Genomic DNA, 12,685 nt, shown 5'->3' with positions numbered 1-12,685 from the left:
GAACCCAGCCGAACCTCCCGGGGGAAGAGGAGATCCGATGACCCTGCTCCTCGTGCTCGTCCTGCTGCCGCTGGCGGGCGCCGTCGCCGTCGGGCTGCTGCGCCGCAACGCGCCGGTGGCGAAGTGGACCGCGCTCGCCGTGTCGCTGGCCGAGTTCGCCGTCGCGATCGCCGCCTGGGCCGCCTACGACCCGGCCGGGCCGCGGCTGCAACTGGCCGGCTCCGTCGAGTGGATCCCGGCGTTCGACATCCGGGTGTCCTTCGCCGTCGACGGCATCGCGCTCGTCATGATCGCCGTGATCGCGCTGCTGATGCCGCTGGTGCTCGGCTTCAGCTGGGGCGAGCGGCTGCCGGCGGGGCGCAGCCACGGCGGGTTCTTCTCGCTGCTGCTGGTCGAGCAGGCGCTGACGGTGGCCGTGTTCGCGGCGACCGACGTGTTTCTGTTCTACGTGCTGTTCGAGATCATGCTGATCCCGATGTACTTCCTCATCGGCGGCTACGGCGGCGAACGCGGCCGGTACGCGGCGGTGAAGTTCTTCCTGTACTCGTTCCTCGGCGGCCTGATCATGCTGGCCGCCGCGATCGGCGCCTACGCCTACGCGCTGCAGGCCACCGGCGAAGGCACCTTCGACTGGGCGCGGCTGGTGCCGATCCTGGCCGACGCGCCGATCGCCGTGCAGGTGTGGATCTTCCTGGGCTTCTTCACCGCGTTCGCGATCAAGGCGCCGCTGGTGCCGCTGCACACCTGGCTGCCGGACGCCGCGGAGCAGGCGCCGATCGGTGTCGCGGTGATCGTCGTCGGCGTGCTGGACAAGGTCGGCACCTTCGGCTTCCTGCGCTACAGCCTGCCGCTCACGCCGGACGCCTCCCAGCTGCTGGCGCCGCTGGTGCTGGTGCTGGCGGTGCTCGGCGTGCTCTACGGCTCGCTGCAGGCGTTCGGGCAGACCGACCTCAAGCGGTTCATCGCCTACGTGTCCATCGCGCACTTCGGGTTCATTGCGCTCGGGATCTTCGCCTACACCTCGCAGGCCCAGGTGGGCGCGGTGTCGTACATGCTCAACCACAGCCTGGCGACCGGGCTGCTGATCCTGGTCATCGGCATGATCATCGCTCGCGGCGGTTCCACCCGGATCGCCGACTACGGCGGGATGGCGAAGATCACCCCGCTGCTGGCCGGGACCTTGCTCATCGCCGGGCTCAGCACCCTGTCGCTGCCGGGCACCAACTCGTTCATCAGCGAGTTCCTGGTGCTGCTGGGCGCTTTCCCGACGCAGCCGGTGTACACGGTGCTCGCCACCCTCGGCATGGTGCTCGCCGCCGTCTACGTGCTGCGGCTCTACCAGCGGATCATGCAGGGGCCGGTGCGCGGCGACGCCCTCGTCGGCACCGCGGGCGGTCCGGGCGCCGTCACCGACCCGAACCGGCCCGGCGCGCACCGGGCGCGGGTGCTGGACCTGCGCCCGCGGGAGATCGCCGTGCTGACCCCGCTGATCGTGCTGGTGCTCGCGCTCGGGGTGTACCCGAAACCGGTGCTGGACGTGATCACCCCGTCGGTCGGGGCGACCATGAGCGAGGTCGGCGTCACCGACCCCGTGACCTCGCAAGGAGGGAACTGAACAGTGGGTGCCACTCAGGTCGCGGTCCACGCGCAGCAGATTCCGATCCCGCCGATCGACTACGCCGCCATCACGCCGGTGCTGGTCGTGCTCGGCGCCGCCTGCATCAGCGTGCTCGTCGAGGCGTTCGTGCCCCGCCGGTCCCGCTGGACCACGCAGGTCGTGCTGAGCCTGCTGGCCCTCGTCGCCGCCGGGATCGCCCTCGGGCTGCACGCCCGCTCCGGCGGCACCGGCGTCACCACGCTGTCCGACGCGCTGGCCGTGGACGCGCCCACGCTGTTCCTGTGGGGGACGCTGCTCGGCCTCGGCATCGCGGCGATCCTGCTCATCGCGGACCGCTCGGTGGAACCCGGTGGCGCGTTCGTCGCCGAGACCGCCGCCGAAGCCGAACAGGACCCCGGCAACCGCGGCGGGGGCACCGGGATGCGCACCGAGGTGTTCCCGCTCGCCCTGTTCTCGCTCGGCGGCATGATGGTGTTCTGCGCCGCGAACGACCTGCTCACCATGTTCATCGCGCTGGAAGTGCTGAGCCTGCCGCTGTACCTGATGTGCGGGCTCGCGAAGCGCCGCAGGCTGCTCTCGCAGGAAGCGGCGGTGAAGTACTTCCTGCTCGGCGCGTTCGCCTCCGCGTTCTTCCTGTACGGGCTCGCGCTGCTCTACGGCTACGCCGGTTCGGTGCGGCTCGCCGACATCGCCGAGGCCACCTCCACCAGCGACCGCTCCGAGACGCTGCTGTTCGCCGGGATCGGGCTGCTCGTCGTCGGCCTGCTGTTCAAGGCCTCCGTCGGCCCGTTCCACACCTGGACGCCGGACGTCTACCAGGGCGCGCCCACCGCGGTCACCGGGTTCATGGCGGCCTGCACCAAGGTCGCCGCGTTCGGCGCGATCCTGCGGGTGCTGCAGGTCGCGTTGCAGGCGTCCAGCTGGGAGTGGCGCGGCGTGATGTGGGCGGTCGCGATCGTGTCCATGGTGATCGGCGTGGTCCTCGGGCTCACCCAGAACGACATCAAGCGGATGATCGCCTACTCGTCCATCGCGCACGCGGGGTTCCTGCTCATCGGGTCGATCTCCCTCACCGAGCGCGGCCTGTCGGGCACGATGTTCTACCTGCTGGCCTACGGCTTCACCACGGTCGCCGTGTTCGGTGTGATCAGCCTCGTGCGCACCGCGGAGGGTGAGGCTACTCACCTTTCCGACTGGGCCGGGTTGGCGAAGCGTTCACCGGTGCTCGCCGCCGTGTTCACGTTCCTGCTGTTCGCCCTCGCCGGAATCCCGCTGACGAGCGGTTTCATCGGGAAGTTCGTGGTGTTCGAGGCCGCGCTGTCGGACGGGATGGCCCCGCTGGTGGTGGTGGCCCTGGTGGCCAGTGCGGTTGCGGCGTTCTTCTACCTTCGTGTCATCGTGCTGATGTACTTCAGCGAGCCGGCCGCCGACGGGCCCACCGTCAGCGTGCCGGGTGCGTTCACAACCGCGGCGATCACGTTGGGCGTGGTCGTGACGCTGTTGCTGGGCGTGCTGCCCACGGTGGCCCTGGACTGGGCCGGTGTGGGTGGTTTCGTGTCGTAGAGTGCCCGCCCGTAGGGCGACTCGGTGGGGGAGCGAAGGCGACGGTGACGTGAGCAGCCCATCTGGTGAACCGGTCAGGAACGTGGCTGGCAGTACTGCTGCGAGCGGGTTCGACATCGACGATCCGGCGCTGGCCGAGTCGATCTCCGCGGGCATGGCCCGGGTCGAAGCGCTGCTGCACGAGTCGGTGCGCAGCGAGTTCGACTTCGCGACCCGCACTTCGCTGCACCTGGTGGACGCGGGAGGAAAGCGGTTCCGGCCGCTGTTCGCGCTGCTGGCGGCGCACTTCGCGGACCCGTCGCCGGACGAGGTGATCACCTCGGCGGCGGTGGTGGAGATGGTGCACCTCGCGACGCTGTACCACGACGACGTGATGGACGAGGCCACGATGCGCCGCGGCGCGGCCAGCGCGAACGTGCGCTGGGACAACTCGGTGGCGATCCTCACCGGCGACTTCCTGATGGCGCACGCCTCCCGGATGGTCGCCGACCTCGGCGCCGACGCGGTGCGCCGGATGGCGACCACCTTCGAAGCGCTGGTCACCGGGCAGCTGCGCGAGACGATCGGCGCGGGTGAGGGCCAGGACCTGGAGGAGCACTACCTCCAGGTGATCTACGAGAAGACCGGTTCGCTGATCGCGACCTCCGGCCGGTTCGGCGCGACCGCGGCGGGTGCGACCCCGGAGCAGGTCGCGGCGCTGGAGTCGTTCGGCAAGAGCATCGGCATCGCCTTCCAGATCTCCGACGACGTGATCGACATCGCCTCGCCCGCGGCGGACTCCGGCAAGACGCCCGGGACCGACCTGCGCGAGGGCGTGCTCACGCTGCCGATGATCTACGCCAGGGACGCGGCGGACACCGATCCGCGGCTGCTGGAACTGCTGGGCGAACCGCTGCACGCGGACGAGGACGTGGCGGAGGCGTTGAAGCTGCTGCGCGAGTCCAGCGGCTTGCGGCGGGCCCGCGCCACGCTCGACGAGTACGCGCAGGAGGCGCGGGCGGTGCTGGCGGAGCTCCCGGACTGCTCCGCGCGGACCGCGCTGGAGGCTCTGGTCCACTACGTGGTGGCCCGGACCCGCTGACGGCCCGGGTGCGGCCGTCGGGGACCGCTCGGAGCTCGGCACGTCTGCGGTGTCGGACAGTGAACGCTCGGCGCGGGTGAGTCACTCCACCGGGGCTGATCTTGGTCCCGGTCGGGTGGAGTGTTGCGTCGAGGTACGGGGTGGAGCGTGCGCGGAGTAGCCTGTCCACGCTCACGGTGCCCCACGTGGCCTTTGAGGGAGGGCGTCGCCGGTGGTGTGGCTGTTTACGCAGGTGTGGTTGTGGAGTGTCGCCGCGTTCCTGCTCGGTTCTGTGATCACCTGGTTGCTGTTCGTGCTGCCGCTGCGGCGCCGGCTGCGGAAGGTGACCTCCGAGTTCACCGAGTACGTGGAGCACCAGGACGCGCGCCACGACCGGCAGATCTGGCGCAGCCACCAGCCCTCGCCCCCGCTGGGCGTGGAGCGCACCGCGGTGCAGCCGCGCTGGGAGCAGGACGCCGGGCAGCTCGCCGAGCCGGACGAGGACGACGAGCCGCGCACCGCGCGGTTGCCGGAGCCGGAGCGGCCCACGGCGCCGGCCGCGCAGACCTCGGCTGCTCGCACCCCGGCAGCTCAGCCCGCGGCTGAACCCGCGCCCACCGCCACCACCGACGCGCGCGCCGAGGTCTCGGTGCGCGGCGGTTCCCAGGTCGCCGACCTGGTGGTGGACGACGGCGCCACCAGCGCGCACGAGCCCGCCGAGCAGCCCGCCCGCACCCCCGGTGATCCGTCCCTCCCGGTCCGGAACCCGGGCGCTTGGAAGGACGACAGTCCCTACGCGGGCCGGTCCAGCGGTGGCTGGTGGCCCAGCCGCGTCCGGGAGGACGAGGACGGTGGTCCGCGGCCGGAAACGGCCCAGCGTCCCGAGCAGTCCCCACGCCCTGAGCAGGATCAGCGCCCCGAGCAGCCCCAGCGCTCCGACGTCGCGCAGTCGAGCCGCCAGCCCGCCGGAGCGCCGTGGACCATCCCGAACGACCAGGACGGCGGCGAGGACGCCGAACGCCCCACCTCCGCGGACATCGGCCAAGCGCTCGGGCGCGGCGCGAACACCGAGCCGGTGGCCGACCGGCCCGCCGAATCGGCCAGCACCTGGTTCCAGAAGAACGCCGCCGCCGACGAGTCCGAGATCGCCCGCCCCGCCCGGTCGGCCGCGCCGACCGGCGACGGCACCGAGATCTTCACCCGGCCCGAGACTCCGCTGCGCCCGGGCCCGCCCGGGCTCTCCGGCGCGGCCGAGCTGTCCGCCGCGCTGGGCCTGTCGGATCTGTCGGATGCGCCGCGGCCCGCCGCGGAGGTCCCGCGCGACGCCGAACCGGCCCGCGAGCCGGAAGCCGAACCGACCTGGACCGAACCGGAACCGGCCCGTGCTGGGGACGACCACGGCTTCGCGGGGAACCTGCGCGCGCTGGTGGAGAGCCGGGCGCACGAGTTCACCGACCAGGCCGCGCCCGAGCAGGCCTCGGACGTCCCGGTGATCGCCGAGTCCGAGCAGACCCCGCTGCCGCGCCGCACTCCCGGCGCCGGCCCGCGCCCCGGCATGCAGCAGCGCCCCGGCCGGTCGCAGGCGGCCTGGCACGCCGACCCGCAGGCGCAGGCGAACCGCAGGCGCGAGTCGCTGGCCGCGCCGCAGGAGCCGTCGCAGCAGGACGGCCACATGGTCAAGGGCGATTTCGCTTCGCGCCGCTACCACGCCCCGGACTCGCCGCACTACGACCGCGTCGTCGCCGAGGTGTGGTTCCGGACGGAGGCCGACGCGGAGGAAGCGGGCTTCCAGCACTGGAACTCCGGCTCCTGACGTGACCCGAAGCCGCCTCCGCCACGTCGCGGGGGCGGCTTCGTCGTGCGCGCCTCAGGGCTGCGGCGGGCGCTCCAGCAGCCGGGACAGCACGACCGTGGACACGGTCCGGCTGATGAACTCGACGCCGCGCAGCCGTTCCAGCGCCGTCTCCAGGTGGTGGATGTCGGCGGCCCGCAGGTGCACGATCGCGTCCGCGGGCCCGGACACCGTGTAGGCGGCGACGACTTCGGGCAGCGGTTCGAGCCCGCTGCGGATGCGGTGCGTCGGCACGTTCCCGTGGCAGTGCACTTCGACGAAGGCCTCGGTCCCCCAGCCCAGCGCCTCGGGGTCCACGACGGCGGTGAAGCCGCGCAGCACGCCCTGGTCCAGCAGCTTGTCCACCCGCCGCTTCACCGCGGGCGCGGACAGGCCCACCACGGCGCCGATCTCGGCGTAGCTCGCGCGGGCGTCCGTCACCAGCTGCGAAACGATTCGCTGATCCAAGGTGTCCATGCGCAACATACTGCCGCATTTCGCGCAATGGAGCGTTGTTGAAGGTCGCCGGAGGCGGGATTAGATTTCGTATCATGACGACCGCCCTGGTGGATCCGCGCGCCGAGACCCGGACCGGATCCCGCACGCCGACGCCGCGCGACTACGTGATGTGCCCGCCGGAGCACTTCGCCGTGGAGTACGTGATCAACCCGTGGATGGACCCGGACCGCCCGGTGGACGTCGAGCTCGCGCTGCGCCAGTGGGAGGAGCTGAAGCGCACCTACGAGCGGCTGGGCCACTCGGTGTCGGTGGTGCCCGCGCAGCCGGGGTTGCCGGACATGGTGTTCGCGGCGAACTCGGGCACGGTCATCGGCGGCCGGGTGCTGGGGTCCCGGTTCCGCGCCGAGCAACGCGCCGCGGAGGCCGAGCACTTCCGCCGCTGGTTCGCCGGGAACGGCTACCGCGAGATCGTGATGCCGTCGCGGATCAACGAGGCGGAGGGCGACTTCGCGTGGACCGGCGGCCTGCTGCTGGCGGGCACCGGCTTCCGCACCGACCCGGAGGCGCACGCGGAGGCGCAGGAGGCGCTGGGCGTGCCGGTGGTGTCGTTGCGCCTGGTCGACGCCCGTTTCTACCACCTGGACACGGCGTTGTTCGTGCTCTCGCAGGGCGAGCACCCGCAGATCGCCTACTACCCGGAGGCGTTCTCGACGGGTTCGCGGCGGGTGCTGGAGCGGCTGTTCCCGGACGCGGTGGTCGCGGACGCCGCCGACGCGGAGTGCCTGGGGCTGAACGGGGTGTCCGACGGGCGGCACGTGGTGCTGCCGCTGGAGGCGACGGGCTTGGCCGCGAAGCTGCGCGACCGCGGTTACGAGCCGATCCACGTGGACGTCTCGGAGCTGCGCAAGTCCGGTGGCGGACCGAAGTGCTGCACGATGGAGCTGCACGGCTGACCGGCCGCGCGGACGGGGGCGCCGACGGTTCCCCGCAACCGCCGGCGCGGAACGATCACTGCTCCAGCACTGCCTGCACGCCGAGTTCGATCTCGATGGTCGGACCGACGACGGCGATGCCCTTGGCGAGGGTGGCCTGCCAGTTCACCGCGTAGTCCTCGCGGCGCAGCGTGGTGGTGGCGCGGCAGGCGGCCCGCCGGTCGCTCTCGAACCCGGGGCCCTGCCAGGTCCGCTGCCCGAGGTAGGCGGTGTCGAGCTGCACGTTGCTGCTGGTGCCGCGGAGCGTGAACGCGCCGTCGATGAGCCAGCGGTCGCCGCGGACCTGGTGGAACTTGGTGCTGCTGAAGTACAGCTTCGGGTAGTTCTCCACGTCGAGGAAGTCCGCGGACTTCAGGTGGGTGTCCCGCATGTTGACGCCGGTGTCGATGCTGTCCGCGTCGATGACGACGTCGATCCGGGAGTCCTCGAAGCGCCGCGCGACCTGGATCTGGCCTTCGAAGGAGTTGAACCGGCCGCGGATCTTCGACATGCCGACGTGCTGCGCGACGAAGTGGATCTCGGTGTGGGTGGGGTCGAAGGTCCAGGTGCCGGGCTGCGGCAGCGCCAGCGAGTTGTCCGACTCCAGCCGCACGCCGCCGAGCGAGGTGTGCTGGTTGACGCGGACCTCGATGCGAGCGCTCTTGCGCTTGAAGCCACCCGCGTTGATCGAGATCTTGTGCATGCCCGGTTGCACCGTTGCGAGGAACGAGCCGTAGCTGTCCGTGTCGGCCTGTGCGATCTGCTGGTTCAGCCGGTCGGTGATGGTGACCGTGGCGCCCGGCAGCAGCTTGCCCATCTCGTCGTGCACCTGGCAGCTGATGACGCCGCCATCGAGGGGGGTTTCCGGCAGGTAGCCGGCGTTCCCGGCGCCGGGCCGTGGTGCGGCGCCGGTGTTCCCGCGGCGCCTGCGCAGTTTGGCGAACATCTTGGATCCTTTCCGCTCTCCCGCCACCCCCTGTGCGGGAAAGTCGTTCTTTCGGTGGCGCGGGTCATGCTAGGCCGAAACGATCTCGACGTCCCGGTCCCGTGCACACTGATCCAAACTGTGCAGGTCATCGTTGCACAACGGTCGAACCGGTCTGGACCTCTCGGGTGGTGCGCGGCACTCCGCGGCAGCGGAACTTCACCCGTGCGCCGCGCGTTTTCCCAGTGGATCCCGGCCGGGACGGCGCAACGATTCCGCAGGTCGGGGGCGATCCCAGGAAGGTCCGGAGGCGAACGAGCGGTGAGCGGCGACAGGCACGGAGGGCACAGCGCGGTGGGTGGGCACTTCAACGGACTCAAGACCGCGCTGCTGCTGGGCGGGATGAGCGCCCTGGTCCTTCTGGTGGGCTCCTTGTTCGGCCGGCTGGGCCTGGTCGTGGCGCTGGTCGTGGCGCTCGGCATGAACGGCTACGCCTATTTCAATTCGGCAAAGCTGGCGTTGCGTTCCATGCACGCACGACCCGTCTCGGAGGCGGAGCAGCCCGCGATGTACCGCATCGTGCGGGAGCTGGCGACCTCCGCGCGGCAGCCGATGCCCGCGCTCTACATCAGCCCGACCCGGGCGCCGAACGCGTTCGCCACCGGCCGCAACCCGCGCAACGCCGCGGTCTGCTGCACGACCGGCATCCTCGAACTGCTCGACGAGCGCGAACTGCGCGCCGTGCTCGGACACGAGCTGTCCCACGTGTACAACCGGGACATCCTGATCTCCAGCGTGGCCGGGGCGTTGGCCAGCGTGGTCACCTTCCTGGCGAACTTCGGCATGCTGTTCGGCATGTTCGGCGGGCGCGACGAGGACCGGCCGAGCCCGGTCGCGATGCTGCTGATCGCGCTGCTGGGGCCGGTCGCGGCCGCGGTGGTGCAGATGGCGGTGAGCCGGTCCCGCGAGTACCAGGCCGATGCCTCCGGCGCGGAGCTCACCGGCGACCCGCTGGCGCTCGCCTCCGCGCTGCGCAAGCTGGAGCGCGGCACCCAGCAGGCGCCGCTCGCCCCCGAACCGCAGCTGGTCTCGCAGTCCCACCTGATGATCGCGAACCCGTTCCGGCCGGGGGAGCGGATGGCTCGCCTGTTCTCCACCCACCCGCCGATCAGCGATCGGGTGCAGCGGCTCGAAGGGATGGCCGGCCGCAGGCTGCTGCCCTGACGCGTCAGGTCCCGGCGCCCGCCGAGCGGGCGACCTCCATGACGTACTCGCCGTAGGCGGACTTCGCGAGCTTGCTGCCGAGCGCGTGGCACTGGTCGGCGGAGATGAACCCCATCCGCAGCGCGATCTCCTCCAGGCAGGCGATCCGGACGCCCTGCCGGTGCTCCAGCACCTGCACGAACTGCCCGGCCTCCAGCAGCGAGTCGTGCGTGCCCGTGTCCAGCCACGCGTAACCGCGCCCCAGCTCGGTGAGGTGGGCGCGACCCTGCCGCAGGTAGGTCATGTTGACGTCGGTGATCTCCAGCTCGCCGCGGGGTGAGGGCGCCAGGCCGCGGGCGATCTCCACCACGTCGTTGTCGTAGAAGTACAGGCCGGTGATGGCCTTGTTCGACCGCGGCCGCTCCGGCTTCTCCACGATGGAGACGAGCTTGCCGTCCGCGTCGACCTCGCCCACCCCGTAGCGGTGCGGGTCGCGGACCGGGTAGCCGAACAGCGTGCAGCCGTGCAGGTCCCGGGTGGACTGCTGCAGCACCCGCGAGAAGCCCTGGCCGTAGAAGATGTTGTCGCCCAGCACCAGCGCCACCGGGTCGCCGCCGATGAAGTCGGCGCCGATCACGAACGCCTCGGCGAGCCCGTTCGGCTGCGGTTGCTCCGCGTACTCGATGTTCAACCCGAGCTGCGAGCCGTCCCCGAGCAGGCGCTGGAACAGCGGCAGGTCCACCGGGGTGGAGATCAGCAGCACGTCCCGGATCCCGGCGAGCATCAGCACCGACAGCGGGTAGTACACCATCGGCTTGTCGTAGACGGGGAGCAGCTGCTTGGACACGCCCTGCGTCAGCGGGTGCAGCCGGGTGCCGCTGCCTCCTGCGAGCACGATTCCTCTCACCCGGCATCCCTCCAGAGCCCGTGGGTCGGTCCCCACGGTAGTCGACCGGATTCTGGGATCCGTGCGGTTTCCCGGCGGCAGTGGGCCGCCGCACTGCCGCATCGCGCTGGGCGGGCCAGGTGATGGGCCGCCGGGCGCTGAACCGTCCTAGATCGTCTTCTCCGCGGCCCGGTCGCCCCGATGCCCGCGTCGCCCCCGTTCGGGCGACTGCGGCGATCGTGGGCGGTGCTGCGGGTGCGTTCCGACATCCCGGACCGGGTGCTGCCTCCCCGTGATGGCACCCGGCCCGGCCGCGCCGGTCCGCGTCGGGGCGTCCGACGATCAGCGGAAGTTCTCGAACTGCAGCGCCACGTCGAAGTCGGTGGCCTTCAGCAGCTGGATGACGTTCTGCAGGTCGTCCTTCTTCTTGCCGGAGATCCGCAGCTGGTCGCCCTGGATCTGAGCCTGCACGCCCTTCGGGCCCTCGTCGCGGATCTTCTTCGAGATCTTCTTCGCGACGTCCTGCTCGATGCCCTGCACCACCTTGCCGCTGACCCGGTAGATCTGCCCCGAGCTGGCGGGCTCACCCACGTCGAAGGCCTTCAGCGAGATGCCCCGCTTGATCAGCTTCTCCTTGAAGACCTCGATCGCGGCCCGGCACCGCTCCTCGGTCTCGGACTCCAGCACGATCCCCTCCTGGCCGGACCACTGGATCTTCGTGCCGGTGCCGCGGAAGTCGAACCGGTTGGCGAGCTCCTTCGCCGCCTGGTTCAGCGCGTTGTCCACTTCCTGCCGGTCCACCTTGCTCACCACGTCGAACGACGGGTCTGCCACCTCGCGCACCTCCTGTTGAAACGGGCCCTGTCGCCCGGACACGCTACCGGCCCCACCCCCTCGGGAAGCGGTCGCCGCGAGTCTGTATCCTTGTTCCCGCAAGCCAGCGCGAGCCGGCTAGCGACGCCAGGTTGCCCGAGCGGCCAAAGGGAGCTGACTGTAAATCAGCCGCGCAAGCTTCGGAGGTTCGAATCCTCCACCTGGCACACCAGCCGAAACGGCCCGGTGACCTGTACGAACAGGGTCGCCGGGCCGTTTTGCGTTGTACGGCTAGCACCAACGCCGCGGTGCGCGCGTTCGCCCACGTTCGGCGCTACACGGTGCTCGGTAACCGCTCTCGGCTTCGCGTGCCCCAGAAGAGGCGGCCACCCTTGCCGGTTCCGTAGTCGCGGAGGTGCTGTTGAAGGTGCACCGCGAGGAACGCGGTCAGCCCGGGCGAGTTCTCCTTCACCGCAGCAGTGTTCGAGCCTGCACCGGATTCGCCACCGGCTGCGAATCGACCTGGCGGAGACGCTCGGTAGGCCGCTTCCCCTTGACCGCTTCCAACGGGTTGTCCGTCAGAGCCGTCTTTGCCCAGGCCGAGCCCGAACTTCCCGAACCACCACTGAGACAGCCGTGTTTTCCGTAGGATCATCTCCGCGTTGACCTTGATCCGGTGGGCGCACCTGCACAGATCACCAAAGTTCAGCTGGGGGATGACATGACTGGAACAACGGGCAAGAGGGCCCGGATGGCGATCCTGACTTGCGCGGTGGCCGCGACGGTCGGCCTGATCGGGTCGACAGCGCAAGCCGCTGCGCCCGAAGAGGCAGCGGCTCCCGCGTCGCAGGCGCACGCGTACGGTGGCTGGTACGTGGCGGTCGATGACGATGTGAACGTCCGCAGTGCTCCCAGCCTCGGCGCTCCGGTGACCGGCAAGCTGAACCGGGGCGACCGGGTTGTGATGCCGCAGCAGGGCGTGCACGGCGATACCTTCGGTCCAGTCTGCGGGCATCCCGCGCCCAACAATGTCTGGTGGCCGATCGAATACCTCGGCGGGATCCACTACGTGGCGGCTCCCTGCCTGACGCAGGGCGAGTGAGTTCACGCGGTCACCTCTGAGTGGCGACATGAAATGGGCTCAGTCTTCGCGTGGACGCATGATGGAGCACCCGGTCAATGAATGGTCACATTGACCCGCGCCACAAGGTCTCCGCACGGCAGAGCTTTACAGGCGCCACTCTGCAAATCGGCCGCGCAAGCTTCGGAGGTTTCGAATCCTCCACCTGGCACACCAGCCACAACGGCCCGGTGACCTGCAAGAGCAGGGTCACCGGGCCGTTCTGCGTTGTCCGT

Annotated in this window: 11 protein-coding genes and 1 tRNA gene; 8 read left to right on the top strand and 4 right to left on the bottom strand. The window is 70.5% G+C overall.

Going from position 1 to position 12,685, the window contains the following annotated elements; all coding sequences use genetic code 11:
• Positions 1 to 37 precede the first annotated feature (37 nt).
• The 4 genes from H1226_RS26190 (at position 38) to H1226_RS26175 (ending at position 6,054) form a co-directional block, all read left to right on the top strand.
• On the top strand, positions 38 to 1,615 hold the full coding sequence (locus H1226_RS26190; RefSeq protein WP_258343759.1) for a complex I subunit 4 family protein: 1,578 nt from the start codon (positions 38 to 40) through the stop codon (positions 1,613 to 1,615).
• Between the two features lie 3 nt (positions 1,616 to 1,618).
• Positions 1,619 to 3,181 carry an NADH-quinone oxidoreductase subunit NuoN gene (gene nuoN, locus H1226_RS26185; protein WP_258343757.1) on the top strand — a complete coding sequence of 521 codons (1,563 nt, stop codon included), beginning with the start codon at positions 1,619 to 1,621 and terminating at the stop codon, positions 3,179 to 3,181.
• 49 nt (positions 3,182 to 3,230) lie between these two features.
• On the top strand, positions 3,231 to 4,262 hold the full coding sequence (locus H1226_RS26180; protein ID WP_373689989.1) for a polyprenyl synthetase family protein: 1,032 nt from the start codon (positions 3,231 to 3,233) through the stop codon (positions 4,260 to 4,262).
• Between the two features lie 211 nt (positions 4,263 to 4,473).
• On the top strand, positions 4,474 to 6,054 hold the full coding sequence (locus H1226_RS26175) for a sunset domain-containing protein (RefSeq protein WP_258343755.1): 1,581 nt from the start codon (positions 4,474 to 4,476) through the stop codon (positions 6,052 to 6,054).
• A gap of 54 nt (positions 6,055 to 6,108) precedes the next feature.
• Here H1226_RS26175 and H1226_RS26170 read toward each other — a convergent pair whose 3' ends face one another.
• A complete protein-coding gene (locus tag H1226_RS26170; RefSeq protein ID WP_224956927.1) occupies positions 6,109 to 6,549 on the bottom strand; it encodes an Lrp/AsnC family transcriptional regulator in 441 nt (146 codons plus the stop codon).
• Positions 6,550 to 6,623: 74 nt separating this feature from the next.
• Between H1226_RS26170 and ddaH the strand changes: the two genes are divergently transcribed.
• On the top strand, positions 6,624 to 7,484 hold the full coding sequence (gene ddaH / locus H1226_RS26165; RefSeq protein WP_258343752.1) for a dimethylargininase: 861 nt from the start codon (positions 6,624 to 6,626) through the stop codon (positions 7,482 to 7,484).
• Positions 7,485 to 7,539: 55 nt separating this feature from the next.
• Here the strand turns inward: ddaH and H1226_RS26160 are convergent, their stop codons facing one another.
• The gene (locus H1226_RS26160; RefSeq protein ID WP_224956923.1) at positions 7,540 to 8,448 is read right to left on the bottom strand and encodes a YceI family protein; all 909 of its coding nucleotides are present in this window, start codon (positions 8,446 to 8,448) and stop codon (positions 7,540 to 7,542) included.
• Positions 8,449 to 8,781: 333 nt separating this feature from the next.
• Here H1226_RS26160 and htpX point away from each other — a divergent pair, with 333 nt between their 5' ends.
• Positions 8,782 to 9,651 (top strand): zinc metalloprotease HtpX, encoded by an 870-nt coding sequence (gene htpX / locus H1226_RS26155; RefSeq protein ID WP_224956922.1) that lies wholly within the window; start codon positions 8,782 to 8,784, stop codon positions 9,649 to 9,651.
• Positions 9,652 to 9,655: 4 nt separating this feature from the next.
• Here the strand turns inward: htpX and rfbA are convergent, their stop codons facing one another.
• The gene (gene rfbA, locus H1226_RS26150) at positions 9,656 to 10,537 is read right to left on the bottom strand and encodes a glucose-1-phosphate thymidylyltransferase RfbA (protein WP_258343746.1); all 882 of its coding nucleotides are present in this window, start codon (positions 10,535 to 10,537) and stop codon (positions 9,656 to 9,658) included.
• Positions 10,538 to 10,858: 321 nt separating this feature from the next.
• Entirely contained in the window at positions 10,859 to 11,350 is a 492-nt protein-coding gene (locus H1226_RS26145; protein ID WP_224967093.1) for a YajQ family cyclic di-GMP-binding protein, read from the bottom strand.
• Positions 11,351 to 11,475: 125 nt separating this feature from the next.
• Here H1226_RS26145 and H1226_RS26140 point away from each other — a divergent pair.
• Both H1226_RS26140 and H1226_RS26135 read left to right on the top strand, forming a co-directional pair.
• Positions 11,476 to 11,556, top strand: a tRNA-Tyr gene (locus H1226_RS26140).
• A 449-nt stretch (positions 11,557 to 12,005) separates the two neighbouring features.
• The gene (locus H1226_RS26135; protein WP_258343735.1) at positions 12,006 to 12,431 is read left to right on the top strand and encodes an SH3 domain-containing protein; all 426 of its coding nucleotides are present in this window, start codon (positions 12,006 to 12,008) and stop codon (positions 12,429 to 12,431) included.
• Positions 12,432 to 12,685 lie beyond the last annotated feature (254 nt).

The organism is Saccharopolyspora gregorii (assembly GCF_024734405.1).
Classification (GTDB): domain Bacteria; phylum Actinomycetota; class Actinomycetes; order Mycobacteriales; family Pseudonocardiaceae; genus Saccharopolyspora_C; species Saccharopolyspora_C gregorii.
Note: the sequence above shows the minus strand (reverse complement) of the source record. Positions and strands in the feature narration are given on the sequence as shown.

Bases quoted from the DNA above. Each gene is read 5' to 3' on its own strand.
- ddaH (WP_258343752.1), top strand. From the start codon at position 6,624: ATGACGACCGCCCTGGTGGATCCGCGCGCCGAGACCCGGACCGGATCC.
- H1226_RS26190 (WP_258343759.1), top strand. From the start codon at position 38: ATGACCCTGCTCCTCGTGCTCGTCCTGCTGCCGCTGGCGGGCGCCGTC.
- H1226_RS26170 (WP_224956927.1), bottom strand. From the start codon at position 6,549: ATGGACACCTTGGATCAGCGAATCGTTTCGCAGCTGGTGACGGACGCC.
- H1226_RS26160 (WP_224956923.1), bottom strand. From the start codon at position 8,448: ATGTTCGCCAAACTGCGCAGGCGCCGCGGGAACACCGGCGCCGCACCA.